This window comes from Sphaerisporangium sp. NPDC049457, from assembly GCF_055586705.1.
In genome coordinates this window covers 413524-432939 of record NZ_JBVJHR010000002.1, presented here as the reverse complement: position 1 = coordinate 432939, position 19416 = coordinate 413524, and the positions used below count along the sequence as shown (strand labels likewise).

The window sequence follows — 19416 nt, the reverse complement described above, 5'->3', positions numbered from 1 at the left end:
ATCGCGGACACGCCCCCATACCGCACGAGTCTCTCGTGCTGCCTTGGGGGTAGGTCCGTGACGGCGTTTCGGCATTCCGCCGAAAATTTGGCCAAGCTCGCGCTCGACGGTTCGATTCCCGAAAGGCGTCTCAGCGACGCCCTCGCGGAGCATCTCCGAAGGACCGCGCACATCAACCCCTCCCCCGCCGAGGCGAGATCGTGGGATCGCAGCCTCCCCATCCTCGCTCGCGACCTGGTGGAAGCCGGACTCGGCGGTATCGAGATGCTGGTCGAGTACCAGCTGCCGCTGACCAGCAAGCGCGCCGACGTCGTGCTCGCCGGCGTGGACCGCCGCACCGGCGGCGACGCGTACGTGGTGGTGGAGCTCAAGCAGTGGAGCCGGGCCGAGCTGTTCGAGGACGACTCCGATCTCGTCCTCGTCGACGGCATGCCCGGCGGGCCCCGGCTGCATCCGGCGCTCCAGGTACAGGGGTACTGCGACTACATCGCCGACTTCACCGGTGCTCTGGAGGGGCGGGACGACGCGATCAGAGGTGTGGCCTACCTGCACAACGCCGCCGACGCCGACGTCCGGGACCTCTACTCGGCGGTCACCGGCGAGCGCACCCGCATGTTCGCCAAGAGCCGCCGCGGAGCCTTCCTCGACTACCTCCGCGACCAGTTCGCCGCACAGCCTGGCGCGGACGCCGCGGACCGCCTGCTGAGCAGCGCCATCCGCCCCTCCAAACAACTGCTCAAGCTGGCCGCCCGCGAGATCAAGGAGCGAGAGCAGTTCGTGCTGCTCGCCGAACAGCGGTTGGCGTACGAGATGGTCATGCACGCCGTGGAGCGCGCTCGGGGGGCGGACGCCAAGGAGGTCGTCGTCGTCACCGGCGGGCCGGGCAGCGGCAAGAGCGTCATCGCCCTGTCGCTGCTGGGTGAGCTGTCCCGGCAGGGACGGGCTGTGGTCCACGCCACCGGCTCCCGCTCGTTCACCGAAACGCTTCGGCGGGTGCCGGGCAAGGGCTCCTCCAAGGTGAAGAACCTCTTCAAGTACTTCAACAGCTTCACCCAGGCCGCACGCAACGACCTGGACGTGCTGATATGCGATGAAGCGCACCGCATCCGGGAGACGTCCCAGAACCGCTACACGCCCGCCCGCCTGCGCAGCGACCGGCGCCAGGTGGACGAGTTGCTCGACGCGGCGCGGGTCCCGGTATTCCTGCTGGACGAGCACCAGGTCGTGCGGCCGGGCGAGATGGGCACGGTCGCCGAGATCAGGTCACACGCGGAAGCCAGGGGATTACCCGTCCGCGTGATCTCCCTCGACGACCAGTTCCGCTGCGGAGGCAGCCGCGCGTACGAGGACTGGGTGCTGCGGCTCCTCGGACTGGACGGCGGCTCGCCGGAACCATGGGCCGGCGACGACCACTTCGCGGTCGCGTTGACCGAGTCTCCGCGAGAACTCGAAGGTGTGCTGCGCGCGAAACTCGACGCAGGGTACTCGGCCCGGATGACGGCCGGCTTCTGCTGGCCATGGAGCGAACCTCGCACGGACGACACGCTCGTCCCCGACGTCCGCGTCGGCGACTGGTCCCGGCCCTGGAACGTCAAAGGCGACCGTGCCGTGGGCGACGCGCCCGCCAGCGCGCTGTGGGCCACGGCCGACGGCGGCTTCGAGCAGGTCGGCTGCGTCTACACCGCCCAAGGGTTCGAGTACGACTGGAGCGGTGTGATCATCGGCCCTGACCTGGTGGTACGGGACGGCAGGTTCGTCACCATCCGGCGGGCGAGCAAGGATCCCGCCCTCACCCGAGGCACCGCCGACGAGCAGGCCGACCGCCTGATCAGGAACACGTACAAGGTCCTGCTCACCCGTGGCATGATCGGCACCTTCCTGTACTCCGTCGACCCGGAGACCCAGGATCACCTCCGGCGACTGCTGCCCCGTTGATCCGACGCATACGACTCGTTGATGCCGCAGCACGGCACCAGGCTCGGGTGTCGGACAGTGCCGCCCGCGTCACGTGCGGCGCGACGGGCTCTTTCCCTGGGCACCGATGGCAAGCCCCGACCTCAGGTATTACCGGCCCAAATCGCTTATTTATCGGGAATTCCGATTTATTCGTCGGTCAAATTACATGGCGATCCCGGTCCCGACTTTTGCTTCCACGGCATGGCCATTCACAGTGCCGCGACTAGCGTCTTGGACGTAGAGGCCGATTCGGCGAACCTTGCGGAAAGCCAGATCGGCGCTCCGTGAGTCCAGGCACCATGCCGAACTCGATCACCAGACACGGAGATCTCCCATGCTCAGAAACGCTCTCGCCGCCGGCTCGCTGGCGGCGTTCGCTCTTGTCGTTCCCGCGGCGATGTCGGCCCAGGCCGCCACCGCATCCGCCACGATCCAGGACACGGGGTCCCTGTCGCAGGCCCACCCCTGCCCGCAGACTCCCTACGGTCAGTACAGCGACCGCTGCCACGACGGCCAGCCCTACGGTGATCCCCATTGGCACCACGCCCACCCGCCGGGCCACCCCCACGGCCACCATCACTGGCACCACGGCCATCACCACTGGCATCACGACCACCCGCGCCCGTACGGCCCCCAGGGATACGGCCCAAGGTGACCCAATAGCCGGAAATCTGGACAGGACGCGGGTCCGGCCTGGCCAAGGGCCCCGAGGGGTGGCTCTCGGCCATCGCCGGCGTCCGCGCCGGACTCGCGTCCGGTGACCTCCGCGGTAATCAGCGGAGTGTGTGCTTGTCGGCCCAGTCGGCGATGGCGGCGGCGATCAGGTGGGGGTGGTCTTCGGGAGTGTGGTGCCCGGCGATCACGTCGTGGTGCCGGATCTCCAGGCCGGCCATGTTGGCCGCGCACCAGTCGTACATCGCCGGGGTCATCATGTGGCCAGGACCCGGGTTGAAGGTGAGCAGCAGCTTCGGCACGTCAGGGCTGGTCGCCAGCCACTGGTCGTAAGCCTCGATTCTGGCCACGACGTCGGCGGGCTCTCCGCTGAGCGGCATCGACCGCGCCCAGCGCAGCAGCGGCAGGCGGCTTTCCCTAGTGGGGTAGGGCTTGCTGTAGACGTCGAGGTCCTCCTGGCTGAGGGCGGTGGCGACGGTGCCCGGCAGCCCCTGCCGGAGGAAGGCGTTGTCGTCGAGGAGCATCGCCTCGCCCACACCGCTCGTCTTGATCGCCTGGAACAGCTCGCGCCCTCCTTCAGGGAACTCGTTCCAGGTCATCGGCTTGACGATCGCCTCGGTGAACGCTATGCCGCGTACGCGGCCGGGGTGGCGAGCGGCCCAGTCGAAGGCCAGAAAGCTGCCCCAGTCGTGGCCGACCAGCACCACGTCATCGAGGCCGAGGGCGTCGAACCAGGCGTCCAGGTAGCGGACGTGGTCGGCGAAGGTGTAATCAATGGGCGGCTTGCCGGAACTGCCCATGCCGATCAGATCGGGAGCCAGGGCGCGGCCCGGCTCGCCAACGGCGGGGATGACATGCCGCCACAGGTGCGAGGACGTCGGATTGCCGTGCAGGAAGACCATAGGGGCGCCGGCGCCGAGGTCTTCGTAGTACATCGTCGAGTCGAGTACGGGCTGAATGGGCATGCTGTGTCCTTCTCAGATGTTGGGTTTCATCACTCGGTCGACTGAGATCACGATCCGGCCGGGCGGGCCGGGCGGGCCGGTGGCGTTCGGCGTGGCGACGTGCCCCCTCGGCGACGCGCAGCGGCCCGCCGACGCGGTTAGGCGCCTTCGGGAATGATCCGAGGTCGTCGCCGAACGGTCACCGGCCGGGGCGGTCATCGGAAGGCCGCGATGTTGCGTGCCGCCCAGTCGGCGAAGGTGCGCGGCGCGCGGCCGAGGATCCGTTCGACGTCCGGGCTCACCTTCCGCTCGTCGTCCGACGGCTCGCCCAGGATGGCGAGGGTGCCGTCGACGACCGGCTCGGGCATGAACCGCAGCATCTGCGCGCGGGCTTCCTCGCGGGTCTGCTCGACGAACCGGATCGGAGCGCCCAGTGCCGCACCGATCGCCGCGGCCCGTTCCCGCGGGGTGACCGGCTCCGGGCCGGTGAGCTCGTAGGAGCGGCCGGCGTGGCCGTCCTGGGTCAGGGTCGCGGCCGCGACCTCGGCGATGTCCGCCGGATCGACGGTCGGCAGTCCGACGTCGCCGAACGGCGCGGCGGCCGTCCGCCGCGACCGGATCTGCTCGGCCCACGCGAAGGCGTTGGAGTCGAAGCCGCCGGGCCGCAGAATCGTCCAGGCCAGACCGGAGCCCCGCACGACATCCTCGAACGCGGCGGGGTGGCGGTAGACCTCGGGTCGCGTCCTCGCTCCCTGAGAGGAGAGCAGGACCACCCGCCGGACTCCGGCCGACTTGGCCAGGTCCAGGATGCCCTGCGGGTCGTCACCGGCGACGAGCAGGAACAGCGCGTCGGCCGCCTCCAGCGCGGGCTTGAGACTGACGGGCTCGGCGAGGTCGCCCCGAACGTGCCGTACGCCCGGCGGTAGTTGCGAGGGCTGTACGGACTGCCGGGAGACCGCCGTCACCTGCTCGCCGGCCGCGGCGAGGATCTGCACGACGTTCCGCCCGACGTTCCCGGTCGCACCCGTTACCACGATCATGAGAAGTCCCTCCAGTGAGAGTGAGTGAGTCGGCTGACTAACTATCGAGAGGGACCTTAGTCGATCAGATCGCCACGCGTCTATAGTTAGTCAGGTGACTCACTCAGCGAAGGTGCGGCGGAAGCCGGGCAAGCGGGAGCGGCTGGCCACGGCCGCGGCCCGCGTACTGCACGAACAGGGTGTCGAGAAGACGACGCTCGCCGACATCGCACGGGCGGCCGACGTACCCGTGGGCAACGTCTACTACTACTTCAAGACCAAGGACCAGCTCGTCGAGGCTGCGATCGACGCGCACGGGCAGAACCTGCAGGCGATCATCGCCGCGCTCGACGCGCTGCCCACCCCGCAGGAGCGGCTGAAGGCTCTCGTGGCCGGATGGGTGGAGCAGCGCGATCTCGCGGCCCGGTACGGCTGCCCCACCGGAACGCTGGCCTCAGAACTCGACAAACGCGAAGACGGCCTGGACCGCCAGATCGCCGAGATCATGCGAGTCCTGCTCGACTGGACCGAGCACCAGTTCCAGGCGATGGGCCGCCCCGACTCACGCGAACTCGCCGTGGCCCTGATCGCCGCCTACCAGGGCATCTCCCTCCTGACCAACACCTTCCGCGACCCCGAACTCATGTCCACCGAGGGCCGCCGCCTGGAACGCTGGATCGACTCCCTGACCTGACCAGGGACGACAATGGTGCCGTCCCCTGCCGAAGCCGTCCCGGACTATGCCTGGTCTCGATGACTCACAGTGATTGGCCGTCTCTTCCGATCAGTTCCGACTTATGGCGGTATCCGCCAAACCGTCCAGGTGCTGCCTCACGCCACCAGTTCGGCGCGCAGGTGGTCGCGGAACTCTCTTACCGCGACGGTGGTGCCGTGCGGTTCGAGGCGGTCGGCGAACGCTTGGATGAACTCGACCGAGCGGGCGGAGCTCAGCGTCTTGGCCATCGGGATGGCGGCCCTGGCCGAGTCGAGGGCCTGCTCCAGTTCGTTCATCCCGAGGTAGGCGTCCGCGGCGTGTACCCGGTTGAACTGCGCCGAGCGGGGCAGGCGGTCATGGAAGGCGTCCACCGCGGCTTCGGCGCAGGCGGCCGCGCGCTGGTGCTCGCCGAGCAGGCCCCACGACTGCCCGGCCTCGGCGTTCAACTCCGCCCACTCATGCAAACCGATCCAGGCCGGATCACGATCGCTGGGACCCTGTTCGTAGGCGCGTTCAGCTTCGGCGAGCAGCTGTTCGACCTGCCTGGCGCTGTGCTTGTCGCCCGTCTCACCGGGTTTGGCGTTCAGCGCCGTCGCCCAGGCTTCGCGCACGGTCATCAGGGCCATGACCCGAGGCGATGCCTGCGCCTGGCGTGCGGTGTCCACGGCCGAGCGGGAGAGCCGCAGAGCCCAGAGGGGCTGGTCGATGTGGATGGCCTGCCGGGTCATGGCCGTCAGTACCCAGGCTGCCACCAAGGGGGCGTCGGCCGCCTTGGCGAACCTGAGGGCTTGGCCGAAGTGCTGTTGCGCCTGGCCGTGAAGGCTCATGTCGAAGGCCGTCCAGCCCGCCATCCTGCTCATGCCCGCGGCTGCGCTCATCAGCTCGGCGCCGACCTTGTCGTCGTAGCGGCCGTGGAGCAGTGGGGTGACGTTGCCGTTGAGGTAGCGCAGGACGACCGGGCGGACCAGGCCGGCGCCGAACTGGTGGTCCATCTGGCCGAACGCCTGCCGCGCCTCATTGATCCGCTGCACGTCGGCCATGCCGACCGCACGGCCCGCCCCGGCGTGCGCCGTGGAGGCGGCCGGGGTGTCGTAGGTCCAGGACGTCAGCCACTCACCAAGCGCGGCCGGGACGAACGGCAGCGTGGCCAGCAGGTGACGGCGGGACGGATCCATCTCGAACCTCCACAGCAGGTCGGCCGACTTCACCGTAGCCTCCAGCGATCCGCCTCCACAGTCCACGAGCGGCCAGGAAGGTGTCTCCACGAAGGCCCACCCCTCCACCCATCGTTCGACCTCGATGGCCTCGACGCCGAACACCGCGGCCATCCGCGACCGGTGCCGCGCGCGTACCCCCTGCTCACCGCGTTCCCAGCGCGCCCAGGTCGTCGGCGAGACCCCGACCGCCTCGGCCGCCGCCTCCTGGCTGAGCCCCTTGCGCCGCCGCGCCCTCACCAGCTCCGGACGACCGGTCTGCTCTCCCCGTACCCCCACGCCGGACCCCCTCGGTAATCGCATGACCACTAAATGTGATGACGATTACATCGGTCTCGGCTCCGCGCCAAGCCCTTCGGATCAAACGACCAGAGATCGACCACTTCCGGCGTACACCATGCCACGCCCCTGATCAACGCGCACGCGACGCCGTTCCGCGCGCTCCCCCGGCGGTCTTTCCTGCTGTGCACCGTCACCGCAACGAACGGAGCACCGTCATGCCCCCCGTCGACCCCGACCCGCACCCCCTTTCCCAGCGGCCGGACGAGCCACCGGCCGCCACCGCGCTGCGCAAGGACATCCGGGTGCTCGTGAGAATCCTGCAGCCCGGCTCGGCGGCGCGCCGGGCGCGCACCGTGGTCAGGGAGGTGCTACGGCAGGCGGGAGTTAACGTCGACGCGATCACCGACGCCGAGATCGTGGTCGCCGAGCTGGCCGCGAACGCTGAACGGCACGGCCGGCGCCCGTACGAGCTGCGCGTCTTCCGGATCGACGGCGTCCCCACCTGGTGCGAGGTCGTCGACGGCGACCCGGAGCCTGAGAAGATCAGCGACGCCTTCCAGCGGCTGGCGACCCTGCCCGAGCCCGACCTGTCGCTCCTCGCCGAGAACGGGCGCGGCCTGTTGCTGACCTACGAGCTGTCCCAGGGCCACTGCCAGGCGTACCGCACCACCACGACCACCACCGACTCCCCCGGCAAGGCCGTCGGCTTCGCCCTCCCCACCGCCTCAGGCCCGCGCACCCCCTACGCCGCCCTCCCCGACCTCCGCCCCGGCCTCGCCCGCCTCCGCCAGTGGCGGCTTCACCACTCGAACCCGGGCACCGACGCGTAGCGCGACGCCGCACGGAAGCGCTCACTCAACTCACGCGACGACGTGGCCGCCGGCCGAACCTTCGAACGAGTGCTTTCCGAAGGAGACGAAGCGGGCTCTCCGCTGAAGGAGGTGACGCGGCGGAGAAGGCTCTGTCCACCTCGGCGGTGAAGAAGCCTTCGGCATCGTCGCCGCCTGTGACCGCTTCGCGCGGGGGCGAACAGTGCTCGGGGAACGGCCGGCCGGTCAGAGGGGGCGGTAGGTGACGCTGATGGAGCCTGTGCCGAGTGCCCGCACGTCGGCGAGTTCCATGGCCGCTGTGAGTCCCTCCTGGAACAGCAGGCCGTCGGGGAAGGATGCCCGGCCGACGAGAACCGGGCAGATGGCGAGGCGGATCTCGTCGAGCAGCCCCGCCCGCAGCAGCGTGTGCGCGATCGGGCCGAACCCGTAGATCAGGATGTGGCCGCCGGACCGCTCCTTCATCAGGCGGACCTCGTCGGCCAGGTCGCCGTTGATGATCGTCGTGTTGTTCCAGTCGGCCTTCTCCAGGGTGGTGGAGGCGACGTACTTGGGCATGGAGTTCATCCGCTCGGCGAACCCGGCCTCGTCGGGGGGCATGTTCGGCCAGGCGGCGGCGAACCCTTCGTAGGTGATCCGCCCCATCAGCAGGGCGTCAGCGCCGAAGAGGGTGTCGAGCGTGAGCCGCAGGCCCTCCTGGTCGTTGTACTTCATCGACCACTCGTGGGGGTTCTCGATGACGCCGTCGAGGGAGACACTGGCAGATGCGATGGTCTTCATGGCGTTGATCGTGCCGTTCGCCGGTACGGGCCGGCATCCGTGGTGACCACGGAAAGGCCACGTAATGCAGGTAATAATGGCCCGATGAGCCAGGTGTCGCGTCGCGAGGTGGAGGTGCTCGGCCTGCTCGGCGCGCAGCGGTCCAACGCGCAGATCGCGCGGCAGTTGCGCATCTCGGTGCGAACGGTCGAGAGCCACGTCTCCTCGCTCCTGCGCAAGTACGGAGTGGCGGGCAGATCGGAGCTGGCCGCGATCGCCGGGCCAGACCGGCCACCGGAGGACATCCTGCTACCGGGACACATCGCGGGACTGCCCGGATCGCGCTCCACGTTCGTCGGCCGTGCCCGCGAGCTCGAAACGATCGTCGAGGCGCTCCACGGCGAGCGGCTCGTGACGCTGCTCGGGCCCGGCGGTGTGGGGAAGAGCAGGCTGGCCGCGGTCGCGGCCGGGTCGTGGCCGTACGGCGGAGCGTTCGTCGACCTGGTTCCGGTGCGCGGCGGGTTCATCAGCGAGGACGTGGCCGCCGTCCTCGGCGTCACCGAGTCGCCGCAGCAGCCTCTGATCACATCGATCACCCATCGGTTCGGCCGCGGCAGGACCTTGCTGATCCTGGACAACTGCGAGCACCTCGTCGACCAGGTGGCCGACTTCGTGTCCGGCATGCTGACCCGCTGCGCCGAGCTGACCGTCCTGGCCACCAGCAGGGAGCGGCTCGCCGTGCCCGGTGAGCGCGTCGTCCGGCTCTCCCCACTGCCGCTGGGTTCCGATGCCGAGCTGCTGTTCCTGGATCGGGCTCGCGCCGCCGATCCCGCCTTCGAGGCCGACGCGGACGTCGTGGCCGCGCTCTGCGCCCGCCTGGACGGGATGCCGCTGGCGATCGAACTCGCCGCCGCGCGGGCCACCGTACTGGGAGCCGACGGCCTGCTCGCCGGGCTGGACGACAGCCTGCGGCTGCTGGCGGGCGTGCGCGGGACCCACGAGCGGCACAGGTCGCTCGGCCACGTCATCGGCTGGAGCCACGCACTCCTCGACGAGGAGGAACGCGCGCTGTTCCGGCGGCTCGCGCTGTTCGCCGGCGCGTTCGACCTGCGCGCGGCCGCGGAGGTCGGCACGGCCGGTGACCGGGGTGTGGCCGCCGACCTGCTCGGCCGGCTGGCGGACAAGAGCATGATCGTCCACCAGCGCGGTGTGGTGAGCAGGTGGCGGATGCTGGAGACCATCCGGGCCTTCGCGATGAGACAGCTCACGTCCTCCGGCGAGGTGGAGCAGACGGCGCGGGCACATCTGCGATGGGCGGCGCGCACTGCCTCCGACCTGGAGAGCAGGCTGACCGGCGAGTGGCGCGCGGAGTTCGACATCGTCGCCGACGACCTGCGCGCCGCACGGGCCGATCACGCCCTGGCCCGGTCTCTGGGAAACCTCACCTATGCCCGCCGGTTCATCGCGGAGTCCGCCGGGCACTTCAGGGACGCGGCCAGGCTGGCACCCACGCCGCTGATGGAGGCCGAGCACCTGCGCATGGCGGCCGACGCCGAGCTGCTGCGCACCAATTCGCAGCTCGTGCCGTTCGACCTGCTGCTCGAGGCCGCGGAACGAGCGGACGACGACGACACAGCGGCCATCATGCTGGCCAGGGCCGTCGAGGTGGCCAACAGGTTCCATACCGACCCGGACGCTGAGATCCCCCGCGAGCGGCTCCACCGCCTCCTCGACCGGGCACGCGATCTCGGCGATCCACGCGATCCCGTCGTGCGGGCCGCCCTGGCCGTCGCCGCCGCGTGGGAGGCGGGTGCGACGTGGCGTGCCCCCTCAGCCGAGCTCGCCGACCAGGCGGTGGCGCTGGCGCGTGCGGCCGGGGACCCGGTGCTGGTCAGCGCCGCCCTCGACGCGACCGGCGCCGCGGCCACCAGGGCCGGACGGCTGAAACGCGCGCACGCCCTGGCCACGGAACGGCTCGGCCTGCTGGCGAAACTGCCGCGACATGATCCGGCCACCGGACCGGAGATCGCCGACATCCTCCACATGGCCGTCACCTACGCGGTCGCCGCTGGAGACCTGCCGGCGGCGAGCTCGGCCGCCCATCTGCTCGTGCGCGACGAGCTCGCGGGTGCGGGCCCATTCGCGCCCGCGGGCAAGCTGATCACCGTGCTGGTCCTCACCGGACGCCTGGACGAGGCGATCGAGCTGGCACCCGGGATGTGGGCCGGCTGGGAGCGCAGTGGCCGCCCCGTGGCACCGGCCCTGGTCACCGGCGGGGTGCTTCCCGTCGCCCTGGCTCATGGACTGCTCGGCGACATGCGCGCCGCCCTCCGCTGGCGCGATCGCGCGATGGAGATCCTCGGCATCACCGACTTCGACCAGGCGCCCGGTGTCGCACCCTTCGCCGCCTTCACCGACGCCCGCACGGCGGTGCACACCGGCGACCTTTCCGACGCGGAAAACCTGGTCAGGCGGGCCTTCGTCGGCTATCCGCTGAGCCGTCACGAGACCTACGCCAGAGCCGCCGGCGCGGAGCTGGCCGTCGTCGCCGGGCTTCCCGACGCCGCCGCCTACCTCTCGGCCGCCGCGCCCGCCGCGCATGAGAACGACTGGGCGGCGGCGTGCCTGGCCCGTGCCAGGGCCAGGCACCACGACGACGAGGCCGCGCTGGCCGCCTCGGCCGCGATCTGGAAGCGCCTCGACGCCGCCTTCGAACTCGCCCAGACCCTCGCCATCGGAGCTCACGCTTAGACCGTGACTCGTTCGGGGTTGATCGGTGGATCGATCGTGGATGCGTTTCTTCAACCGTTACGAACGCCGGGCCGACCATTTCGCATCGTTCGTGGCCATCGCCGTAGCCCTCATCCGCTACCGCCGACTCGCCAAGTGAGTCGTCGGCTAAAAGGCCGGTCCGCCAGGCCAGCCGCAACCGCATCCCGGTGGAGTCAACGGGCCCGCCTTCCGGTCACCCGAGATGAGCACGGCGGTCGCGGCGTTGGCACATTCGATCAGGCGGGCCAGCCCCGGGTTCCGTAGATGGCCGGCACGGACCTGCGTGTCGTCCAGCAACCTGATCATGGTGCCCGGCAACGTGCCGTCGACGTGGCCGTCGAGAAAGGTCCTGAACTCCTTCAGATCGCGCCGCCTGAGAGCACGCGTACGAGGTGCGGGCGGCGGGCGTCGCGACCCGTACTTCTCAAGCGATGCGTGAGGGAAGGCTCGTTCAGCACGGCCAGGCGTCGCGGGGGACGCGGTAGAGAACGCGTGACGTCGCGAACCAGTCCCGGTCGAGAAACCGGCCCGTGATCCGCCCCGCCAGGATGAGGTAGTACTCCACCAGCTCCCGGAACCCGGCGTCATCTAGGTCCAGGTCCCGCGCGTAATCCTGGAACGCCTCCTCGCCCACCCTGCCCACGTACTCTCCGTCGTGGTAGTAGACCATCCCCTCATCGGCAAGCTCATACATGTCGGCCATGTGCCAGTGAGCGAGGACGCCCCTTCCTCCCGCGCTCGCTTCTTCGGACAGCGTGAAACCTCTGTTCATGGTGACCGAGACAGACCAGCCAGGGGAGTGCGTCCCGAGCCAGACCAGAGTCTCCTCATCGTCATCGTCGATCAGGCCGAACGCGGTATCGAGATCGCAGAGAACCCCAGAGCCCGGATCCACCCGGAAACGCTCTGCGGCTTCATCGATCTTCTCCGTGTCGATCCATGCCACATCGAAGCGGCTGTTCAGGAGGTACTCCTCCAGGAGATCCCACTGGCTCTCCGCGGGCATCGCTCGCAGGTTCAACAGACAGATCCTTTCGCAGGTTCGGGCAAGTCTGTGAGTGGAGGCGGGTGACCGCCTCCACTCACAGACGTTCAGCTAGGAACCAGAGCATTGTCCGGATCAGCTCACGATCTTGACCCAGAACTGATTACCGGGCACGACACGATAGTCGGCGTAGAAACTGTCGAGAGCAGCCCCGTGATCCAGGTTGTGCTGCTTGGAAACCGCTTGGATGGAGTAGTTCCCGTCCTTCTTGCCGGCGCCTTCCAGCGTCGACGCGAATGGATACTCGTCACACTGTAGCCAGCCCGCCTGCGGCACCCCGTAGGCCCATTTCGTCGCCGTCTTGTAGTCATCCCAGAAGTAGTACTTGCACAGGTTCACTCCTATGAGCTGTTTACTCGTCGGCTTCGGCCGGGTGCCGTTGGGACCCAGGGGAAGGTCCGGCCAGTGTTTCTCGTCAGCCGTACCGTGGTCCGTGACGAACTCGATATTCTGGAAGAAACTTCGGTTGTAGGTCCCGCCAGCATCGTTGACCTTGGTCAGCGCGGCGCCGCCCGCGGCCCAGTTTCCGGGGATCACCTTGCTCACGGGGCTCACCGTGCTGGTCTTCGCAGGTGGATACATGGGGTCGGCCCAATTGTGGCCCGGTCGCTTCGGCGGTGCGGTGCCCGCGTTGACCGACCGGTTGAGCGCCTTCTCGATGTGCTTGATGACCTCGAGGAAGTTACTGTTCCTGCTCTTGGACATCACGAACACCCGGGATACACCGAGGTTGATGCACCCGCCCTTCCGTTGACGCTTTCCGAAGCCGGCTTTCTCCCAGTCGCACTGCACCTTGGGCACCAGTTGCGTGTACGGCTTACCGTCCCAGGGACTGATGGGAATCCCCGATCCGTGCCGGAGGACCAGATTCTCCTCGACGATGTTACGGCTGTCGACGAGTGTGCGACTCCAGAGCGGAATGGCCACGCCCGTGCCCGGGTCCTCACCCGGCATGAAGACGGCGAGAGGGATCTCGCACCGCTGGGTGCCGCTCGTGATGCCGGCCGGCCACCCGTAGACGAACAGGGCGTCGGAGGAGGCATGCCAGGCGGACACATCACGTAACCCGAACGGCCCGCTCTCATCAGAGATGACGTTGCATTTGTCCTGCGGCCCCCGGCCGGCCACGATCTGCATGGACATCCCGCTCAGGTCGCTCGACGGGACCTTCACAGCATTGTCGCCGCCCACGATCGCCAGCTGATCGAGGCGCGCGAAGACCTTGAATTTCTGAGGCGAAAGCTCCAGCTGCGGCACGGAGAACTCGTTGCCCTTCGAGTTGCCGAGATAGGAGTGCATGACCCAGGTGGCGCGGAACCGGAAGGCGTCGTCATCCTCGATCTCGACCTTCTGCCCGTTCTTCCGCTTCGCGTTCTGGAGCTGCGCTGACCGCTTCGCGGACCTTTTCATCACACCCGTGATCGGATTCTCGGCGAATTCCAGGACATAGATGTAGGATGACCAGCAATAATTGTAGCTGGATTCGTGAATGCGGGACTGACCGTAGGCGAATTTTCCCTTCATCCAGGTCTCGTAGGAGTCCGCCGTATCTCCGTCGTAGTTGTTGTCCAGTGTCTGACAACCCTCCAGGTTGATCCGGTTGTAGAAGCTGCCGTCCTCCGCGGCGGCGGAAGAGACGCTCGTCGTGCCACTGGGCGATGTACGGGCCGGGCTCGCCTTCGCGGACGACGCTACCGGAGCCGAGGCCGCCTGGGCCTGCGTGAACAGGTCGGCGACTCCGCTGGCCGACAGCGGCCGCTGATAGGCCACGGCCTCGTCGATGCTCCCTGCCATCGCCGCGCCGATCCGTAGCGGGGCCTGGGCGTTCCAGGCGGGGAAGGACAACTGCGCGGTCCCGGCCTGTGCCCCGTTCAGATACAAGGTGGCCGTACGGGTGTCCGCGTCGTACACGCCCACCAGGTGGAACCACTCATCCACGGGCGGCTCGATCCCGGACAGCACGCCCTCCACCGTCGCACCGGTGGCGTCGGCGCTGGTGAGGGTGAACACCAGCCCGTGATCGGGAGTGTTGCCGAGCCGGAAGGGCGCTTGGTGAGTGCCCTTCTGCTCAAGGACGGTGTAGTCGCCGTCCTTGTCGCTCCAGCGCAGCCAGGCGGCGGCGGTGAAGCTCTGGTCGGTGCGGATCACCGTTTCGGTGGTCTGGGCCAGGGGCTCCTCGCCCGGCTGGATGACATTGACGGTGATCTGCTGCCAGTCCGACCAGGCCGAGGAGGCGTCGCCGGCGACCGCGCGCAGGCGCCAGCGCACCTTCCACCCGTCGGCCAGCTTCCCGTTGGGGACGGCGACGCTCGCCTGGGTGCCGGAGGTAACACCGTCCATGGCGCCGGTCCAGATCTGGCCGGTGCCCTGCCCGGCGGGTGCCGTCGGGTCGTGCTCGATCTCGGCCTCGGCCCGCAGCGCCTGGCCGGACGGATGAGTGAGAGTGGCCTGCAACGTGGGGGTGAGCGTGGTGGTCACCGTCACGCCGTCCACCACCTTGGACGGGGTGATCGTCAGGCCGGTGGCGGTGGGCTTGGGCAGGCTGACGGTGAAGGACTGCCAGTCCGACCAGGCGGATGTGGCGGTGGATGAGACCGCGCGGGCCCGCCAGCGCACCTTCCAGCCGTCGGTCAGCGTGTCCGCCGGGACGGCGATGCTCGCCTGGGTGCCGACCGGCACGTTGTCCGCGCTGCCGGTCCAGATCTGGCCGGCGCCCTGGCCTTCGGGTGCGGCCGGGTCGTGCTCGATCTCGGCCTCGGCCCGCAGCGCCTGGCCGGCCGGGTCGATCACCTGGACCAGCAACGCCGGGGTGCGGGTGGGGGTGACGGTGGTGCCGTCCACCTGCTCGGACGGGGTGACCTGCAGCGCGCCCACGGCCGGTTCGGAGACCGGGTCCGGCACGTCCACGGCCAGGTTCTGCCAGTCCGACCACGGCGAACCGACCGTGGTGGTGGCGTTGACCGCCCGGACCCGCCAGCGCACCTTCCACCCGTCATTCAGCTTCCCGCCGGGGACGGTCGCCGAGACTTGGGTGCCGGAGGCGGCGTTGTTCACGGCGCCGGTCCAGATTTGGCCGCTGCCCTGCCCGGTGGCGGCCGGGTCGTGCTCGAGTTCGAACTCGGCCCGTACCGGCTGTGCGGCCGGGTCGGTGACCGTGGTCTGCAGGGACGGGATCAGGCTGGTGGCCGTGATGACACCGTTCACCACCTGGGAGGGGGTGACCTGGAAGGCGCCGACGGTCGGGTTGGGCACATCGACCGTAGCCGTCTGCCAGGCCGACCACGCCGAGGTGGTTGAGGCGGTGGCGTTGGCCGCGCGGGCCCGCCAGCGGATCTTCCAGCCGTCGGTCAGCTTGCCCGCGGGGACGCTGACTGCGGCTCGGGCGTCGGACGTGACCGGCTGCGAGGCGCCGGTCCAGATCTGGCCGCTGCCCTGCCCGGTGGCGGCCGGATCGTGTTCGACCTCGAACTGGCCGGTGAGGGTGCCACTCGCGGTGTCGGTGACGGTCGCGGCGAGTTGCGGGGTGAGCGAGGTGACTGTGGTGGTGCCGCCGCTCGCCTGCGCTGGGCTGATGGCCAGGTTGGTGACGGTAGGTGCGGAGGCGGGCCCGCTGGTGGTGATGGTGAGCTTCGGCGGGATGTTGAAGTCGGTGTCTTCGGAGGCGGTGAAAAATCTGTAGTTGTTGATGTTCGCCTCGCCGGGCGATTTGAGCACCAGGCCGTGGTTGGCGGCGCCGGCGGCCCAGTCCTGCGCGATGCCGGTGACGTTCCAGTCCATGCTGTCCGGCCAGGGCTCGCAGTCCGGGGTGACGCCCTTGAAGTTGGTGGAGGCGTCCTCGGTGGTGTGGGTGGGCTTGTTGGTCCAGTACATGTTGTCCGGGTCCCAGGCGCTGGTCAGGCGGGCGACCTGGATGCCGTTGGTGAGCGCGGGACCGCAGTTGTGAGCGTCGATGGTGTTCATCGACAGCGTGGCGGCGGTCACCGTGGTGCCCTGCAGGCTCGTGGTGTCGAACCGCAGATGCGCCCGCGACTTGTATCCGCTCGTATCGGTGCCGATGAGCATGTACGGGTTGTCAGGCAACGCGGGTGAGTCGACCGTGTCGTAGGTGGTGACCTCGACGTCGGCGCCGAGCGGCAGCGTGACCGCCGCGGCCACGCGCACCGGGTAGGTGGTGCCTGCGTCGGCCAGGAACGCCTGGTCCGGCTTGACCACCAGCTGCCTACGGCCGTCCCTGGTGACCACGTCCGTACCGGCCTTGCCGCGCTTGGCCGACGCGAGCCGGCCCTTGCCACTGCCGTCCCACATGGCCGGCCGCGCCCCCGCGGCCACCAGCCTTTTGTCCTTGCTCTTCAGTAGCAGCCGACCGCCCTTGCCCTCGGTCAGAGTCAAGCCCTCGTCGTCGACGCCGATACGTAGCTGCAGCGGCTTGGCGGGCCGCTGCCGCAGCACCACTTCATACCGGAACCCGGTCGGCGACGCCGTCACCACCAGGTCGGCGCCCACGCCCGCGGCATCGGTGTAGGTGGCCACACTGCCCTTGACGGTCGGCTTGGGCAGCGGCGTCGGCCAGCGCAGCGCGTACGACTTCCCGTCGGCGGCCATCTTCACGAACGGACCCGTGCCACCGGCGGAGATCTCCAGGACCGCGCCCTCAGCGAGGGCCTTGGGCCGCAGCTTGCCGCCCTGCTCCGTCAAGGTGGTGTCGATCGGCACCCATCCGCCGCCCTGCCTGGTTCGCACCGGACCGGCCGTGACCTCGGTCTTGAAACTCTTCCCATCCGGCTGGGCGTAGGTGATGCCGGTGGCGGTCGTCTCGTCGACAACCTCGACGGCCTTACCCTGCTCGGCCGCCGACCGCGAGGCGGCGATCCGCGCCTGCGACGGCACGTTGGAGACCGCGTTCCCGCTCTTGCCTGCGATCCATTCCGCGGTGTCGTTCAGGCCCGCGTGATGATCATTGCCCGACGAGTCGGCGGCCGTACGACCGTCCCCCTCGTCGAACGTCCAACGCCCCGCTGCCTGGTCGACCGTTCGGAAGGACCACGTGTACGGCTCTGTCGTGTTCTCCGAAGCGTCCGTCGCCCAGGAGACTTCGGCCGAGTACTCGGTCCCCGGGGCCAGGGGCCGGTCCGGGGTGAACGTCACGACAGTGTCCTCGTCGCCGTCGGCCAGGGAACCCGCGACATCCGTACCGTCAGGCGCCCGCACCTTGACCTCCGTGAGGCCGACAGCCTCGGAGAACGTGACCCGCACCACCGCGTCGAGCGGCACCTCGACCGCGTCGGCGGCAGGCTCGTGGGAAAGTATCCTCGGAGCTACGACATCCTCTCCGTCGCCACCGCTCGTGTCGTCCTGCTCCGGAACGCCCGGCTCGTCCGGGGTGAGTCTGTCGGTGCCGACCGTATCCGCCATCGCGCTGCGGTTGGCGAGGGTGGCGTCGAGCACCGCGTCGGGCACGTTGATCGAGTCGAACTCACCCGGCGTCGTCCCCGAACGCGTCGAAAGCGCCACCGCCTCGTCGTAGTCGGTGGGGAGAGTATCCAAGGGCTCCGGCACAGCGAGGACGACCGTCTCCTGACGCGCGGGCGCCGGCGGCTCGAAGTCGACTGTGAGCCGGGGACCGTGGGCGGGATAGCCACTGGTCTGCTCGCGGGTGCGGTAACGCCGCCAATTCCGCAGTTCGGATTCATCTCCTGCGGAGAGCCGGAATCCGTAGTTCGTTTCCCCGTCCGCCCATGCCTGGACGATGTCGTCGACCGAGTGGATGAGGTCGTGCTCATAGTTCATCGAACCGAAGCAGTCGGGACTGTAAGCACCGTACTCGGTGTCCGCGCCCACGTTGGTGACCGACGGCTGCTGGCCCCATTGCAGGGTCAGTTGGTCCCAGTCAGAGGTGACCTGCCGGGCGGTGATCCCGGACCCGACGAACTCGCCGCAGTCGTTGGACAGGTAGTTCCACAGCTCCAGGTCGGCGTTCTGGATTTCAGAGCCCCAGAACGGGTCGCTCGCCCCGGGAAGCGGAAACTGGATGTAGGCGCGCCAGCGCTTGGCGATGCCGCTGGCGTAGGACTTCCCGACCCACATCTGGTCGCGGTAGTGCATGTCCCAGCTGTCGGTGAGGTCAACGTCGTTGATGTAGGTGTCCATCGGGTCGCCCGCAGGGCAAGGGGCGCCGCCGAGGGTGCACTCATACCAGTCGTCGTCCACAGCGGCCATGGTCACCGGGTACGTCGTTGCCGGGTCGGCGAGGAAGGCGGGGTCGGGGCGATACGCCAGCGCTGAGCCGTCCAGGCTCACCTGCGCCCTGCCGACCCGGACGGCCCCGAGGTCGGCGTTCGCGTCGGCTGCGGCCGCGTCCAGCAGCGCCGCGGGCCGGATGTCGAGGCTGTGCTTGCCGTCCTCGCTCTTCAGCGCCGGCTGTCCCTTGGCGTTCTTGCCGAAGGAGAGGCCCTTGGGCAGATCCACCGGAACGCGGAAGATCACCGGTCCGGCGGGGCGTTGGCGGATCACGATCTGCTGGCGGAACCCGGTCGCGGTGGCGGTGACGACCAGGTCGATGCCCTTGCCGTAGGCGGAGGGGTAGGTGGCGGTGCTGCCGTCGAGCGTGGGCTTGGGCAACGTGCGCGGAGCGTCGATCCGGGCGGCGATGTCGCCATTCCTGCTCTTGATCGCTTCGGTGTTACCGCCGGCGGACAGCGTCAGGCTGTCCTTGGCCGCTTTGGGCCTGATGACTCCGTCTGCCGCGATGAGGGTGGTGTCGATCGGGGTGAAGCCGTCGCCGTTGGCGTTCTTGACCCGGATGGGCTCCAGGTACTGCTCCATCCGCAAGGTCTTGCCGTCAGGGTTGGCGTAGTAGGTGGCGGTCTCCGAGCGCAGTGACTCGATCTCGATGCGCCGGTTGTCCTTCTTGGCCCACGCCAGCGCTTTGCTGGTAGGCGTGTCGGGGGCGCTTGGTGGCGGCGTCTTGGAGGTGGGCGAGGTGGTAGGGGGTGGCGTGAGGCTTTGGGCGGTCGCGGGCGCGCTCATCAGCGAGAGCGGCATAGTCAGGACGGCGATCAGGGCAGCGCGGCGGCGCGTCCGGCTGGATAAGCCGGACGACTTTCGTGATGGGCTCACTCGATCCTTTCGAACATATGTGTCAAAACAGAGTGATCATCACACCTGTCGCGATCTTATGTAAAGACCCTTTTCAGTGACGGGAAAGGTCGGCC

General features: G+C 68.9%; 11 protein-coding genes. 5 read left to right on the top strand and 6 right to left on the bottom strand.

Translation table 11 applies throughout. The annotated features are described in order from the left end of the window. Nucleotides 1-57: 57 nt before the first annotated feature. Both ACZ6QO_RS05260 and ACZ6QO_RS05255 read left to right on the top strand, forming a co-directional pair. Nucleotides 58-1935, top strand: coding sequence for a DNA/RNA helicase domain-containing protein (locus ACZ6QO_RS05260; RefSeq protein ID WP_465847851.1), 1878 nt, complete (start codon nt 58-60; stop codon nt 1933-1935). Nucleotides 1936-2290: 355 nt separating this feature from the next. Next, complete coding sequence (locus ACZ6QO_RS05255; protein ID WP_465847849.1) at nt 2291-2611, top strand: hypothetical protein; 321 nt, start codon at nt 2291-2293, stop codon at nt 2609-2611. Between the two features lie 118 nt (nt 2612-2729). Here ACZ6QO_RS05255 and ACZ6QO_RS05250 read toward each other — a convergent pair whose 3' ends face one another. Together ACZ6QO_RS05250 and ACZ6QO_RS05245 are read right to left on the bottom strand one after the other, a co-directional pair. Beyond that, nucleotides 2730-3593 carry a haloalkane dehalogenase gene (locus ACZ6QO_RS05250; protein WP_465847848.1) on the bottom strand — a complete coding sequence of 288 codons (864 nt, stop codon included), beginning with the start codon at nt 3591-3593 and terminating at the stop codon, nt 2730-2732. Nucleotides 3594-3787: 194 nt separating this feature from the next. After that, complete coding sequence (locus ACZ6QO_RS05245; RefSeq protein WP_465847846.1) at nt 3788-4612, bottom strand: SDR family oxidoreductase; 825 nt, start codon at nt 4610-4612, stop codon at nt 3788-3790. Nucleotides 4613-4706: 94 nt separating this feature from the next. Here ACZ6QO_RS05245 and ACZ6QO_RS05240 point away from each other — a divergent pair, with 94 nt between their 5' ends. Next, entirely contained in the window at nt 4707-5285 is a 579-nt protein-coding gene (locus ACZ6QO_RS05240; protein WP_465847844.1) for a TetR/AcrR family transcriptional regulator, read from the top strand. Between the two features lie 137 nt (nt 5286-5422). On the opposite strand, the gene ACZ6QO_RS05235 is transcribed toward ACZ6QO_RS05240, so the two are convergent. After that, nucleotides 5423-6799: a helix-turn-helix domain-containing protein gene (locus tag ACZ6QO_RS05235; RefSeq protein WP_465847843.1), complete on the bottom strand. Its 1377-nt coding sequence runs from the start codon at nt 6797-6799 to the stop codon at nt 5423-5425. Between the two features lie 218 nt (nt 6800-7017). On the opposite strand from ACZ6QO_RS05235, the gene ACZ6QO_RS05230 reads away from it, so the two are divergent. Next, entirely contained in the window at nt 7018-7632 is a 615-nt protein-coding gene (locus ACZ6QO_RS05230; RefSeq protein ID WP_465847841.1) for an ATP-binding protein, read from the top strand. Between the two features lie 225 nt (nt 7633-7857). Here ACZ6QO_RS05230 and ACZ6QO_RS05225 read toward each other — a convergent pair whose 3' ends face one another. Further along, nucleotides 7858-8409 carry a dihydrofolate reductase family protein gene (locus ACZ6QO_RS05225; protein WP_465847839.1) on the bottom strand — a complete coding sequence of 184 codons (552 nt, stop codon included), beginning with the start codon at nt 8407-8409 and terminating at the stop codon, nt 7858-7860. Nucleotides 8410-8493: 84 nt separating this feature from the next. On the opposite strand from ACZ6QO_RS05225, the gene ACZ6QO_RS05220 reads away from it, so the two are divergent. After that, entirely contained in the window at nt 8494-11139 is a 2646-nt protein-coding gene (locus ACZ6QO_RS05220; protein WP_465847837.1) for an ATP-binding protein, read from the top strand. 472 nt (nt 11140-11611) lie between these two features. Here ACZ6QO_RS05220 and ACZ6QO_RS05215 read toward each other — a convergent pair whose 3' ends face one another. Both ACZ6QO_RS05215 and ACZ6QO_RS05210 read right to left on the bottom strand, forming a co-directional pair. After that, nucleotides 11612-12181 carry a hypothetical protein gene (locus tag ACZ6QO_RS05215; RefSeq protein ID WP_465847835.1) on the bottom strand — a complete coding sequence of 190 codons (570 nt, stop codon included), beginning with the start codon at nt 12179-12181 and terminating at the stop codon, nt 11612-11614. A 99-nt stretch (nt 12182-12280) separates the two neighbouring features. Beyond that, a complete protein-coding gene (locus ACZ6QO_RS05210; protein ID WP_465847833.1) occupies nt 12281-19246 on the bottom strand; it encodes a DNRLRE domain-containing protein in 6966 nt (2321 codons plus the stop codon). Nucleotides 19247-19416: the final 170 nt, after the last annotated feature.

Excerpts from the sequence above, each read along its gene's own strand:
- ACZ6QO_RS05255 (WP_465847849.1), top strand. The coding sequence starts at position 2,291 with ATGCTCAGAAACGCTCTCGCCGCCGGCTCGCTGGCGGCGTTCGCTCTT.
- ACZ6QO_RS05250 (WP_465847848.1), bottom strand. The coding sequence starts at position 3,593 with ATGCCCATTCAGCCCGTACTCGACTCGACGATGTACTACGAAGACCTC.
- ACZ6QO_RS05245 (WP_465847846.1), bottom strand. The coding sequence starts at position 4,612 with ATGATCGTGGTAACGGGTGCGACCGGGAACGTCGGGCGGAACGTCGTG.
- ACZ6QO_RS05230 (WP_465847841.1), top strand. The coding sequence starts at position 7,018 with ATGCCCCCCGTCGACCCCGACCCGCACCCCCTTTCCCAGCGGCCGGAC.
- ACZ6QO_RS05225 (WP_465847839.1), bottom strand. The coding sequence starts at position 8,409 with ATGAAGACCATCGCATCTGCCAGTGTCTCCCTCGACGGCGTCATCGAG.
- ACZ6QO_RS05220 (WP_465847837.1), top strand. The coding sequence starts at position 8,494 with ATGAGCCAGGTGTCGCGTCGCGAGGTGGAGGTGCTCGGCCTGCTCGGC.
- ACZ6QO_RS05210 (WP_465847833.1), bottom strand. The coding sequence starts at position 19,246 with ATGCCGCTCTCGCTGATGAGCGCGCCCGCGACCGCCCAAAGCCTCACG.